Origin of the sequence: Qipengyuania pacifica, from assembly GCF_019857205.1 — a bacterium.
GTDB classification, from domain to species: domain Bacteria; phylum Pseudomonadota; class Alphaproteobacteria; order Sphingomonadales; family Sphingomonadaceae; genus Qipengyuania; species Qipengyuania pacifica.
The window spans coordinates 1-1,001 of the sequence record NZ_JAHWXO010000042.1; the positions used below are offsets into that span (position 1 = coordinate 1).

Here is a 1,001-nt window from a genome sequence, read left to right on the forward strand (position 1 = left end):
AGTCGCCCAGTCGGAACTTGCGCGCGCCCAAGCAGCAGTCTCCGCGGCGGGCGTTAGCGGCGACGGGCGCTCCCTTGCGGTTACGAGCCCGCTCGCAGGCCGAGTGACCTCGGCGCCTATCGTTCTCGGCTCCTTCGTCGATGCCGGGGAAGAACTCTATCAGGTCGTGAATCCGAGCGGCATGCAGGTCGAGGTTGCCCTCCCTTCGGCTGAAGCAAGCCGCATCCAGCCTGGCGACGAGGCGACTCTGGAAATCGCGGACAACCGGGAAGTGGGTGCGCGCGTGCGGTCTGTCACTCCCTCGCTCGATCCCGAAAGCCGCAGCGCTACGGCGGTCCTGTCGCTCGCAAGGCCGATCCCCGGCCTGCAACCCGGGGCCTTCCTGCAGGCACGTATCCGCCCCTCGGGTGAGGTCGACACAGGCCGCATATCGGTGCCGGAAAGTGCTGTCCAGACAATCGATGGCGCAGAAGTGGTCTTCGTTCGCACGCGCCGCGGGTTTCAAGCCCGTCCGGTGGTCACCGGTGCGCGTTCGGGAGGACGGGTGGTCATCGAGTCCGGTCTCGAAGCGCAGTGGCGGATCGCCACCGCCAATGCCTTTTTGCTGAAGGCTGAACTCGAGAAGGAGGAGGCCGAGCATGGACACTGATCACATGCAGGACGCTGATCGCTCCCACCGCCATGGCCTGATCGGCATGATCCTCGACGTCGCCGTGCGCTTTCGCTGGGCAATGGTCGTGCTGACGCTCGGTGTGGCAATCTATGGCGTGGTGAATTTGCTGCGCCTGCCCATCGATGCCGTACCCGATATCACCAACGTACAGGTGCAGATCAACACCGAGGCACCAGCCTTGTCGCCCTCGCAAGTCGAGACGCAGGTCACCTATCCTGTCGAGACCGGGCTTGCCGGTATCGAGGGTCTGGAGATGACCCGCTCGATATCGCGCAACGGGTTCAGCCAGGTGACCGCGATTTTCGAGGAAGGGACCGACATCTATTTC

The 1,001-nt window shown here is 64.1% G+C and carries 2 protein-coding genes; both read left to right on the forward strand.

Annotated features, from left to right (window positions below; genetic code table 11):
* Nucleotides 1–649 (forward strand): efflux RND transporter periplasmic adaptor subunit (locus KYK83_RS17035; RefSeq protein WP_222829094.1); only part of this gene is annotated, 649 nt, incomplete at its 5' end.
* Between the two features lie 37 nt (nucleotides 650–686).
* The coding region (locus KYK83_RS17040; protein ID WP_222829095.1) for an efflux RND transporter permease subunit at nucleotides 687–1,001 on the forward strand (315 nt) is incomplete at its 3' end.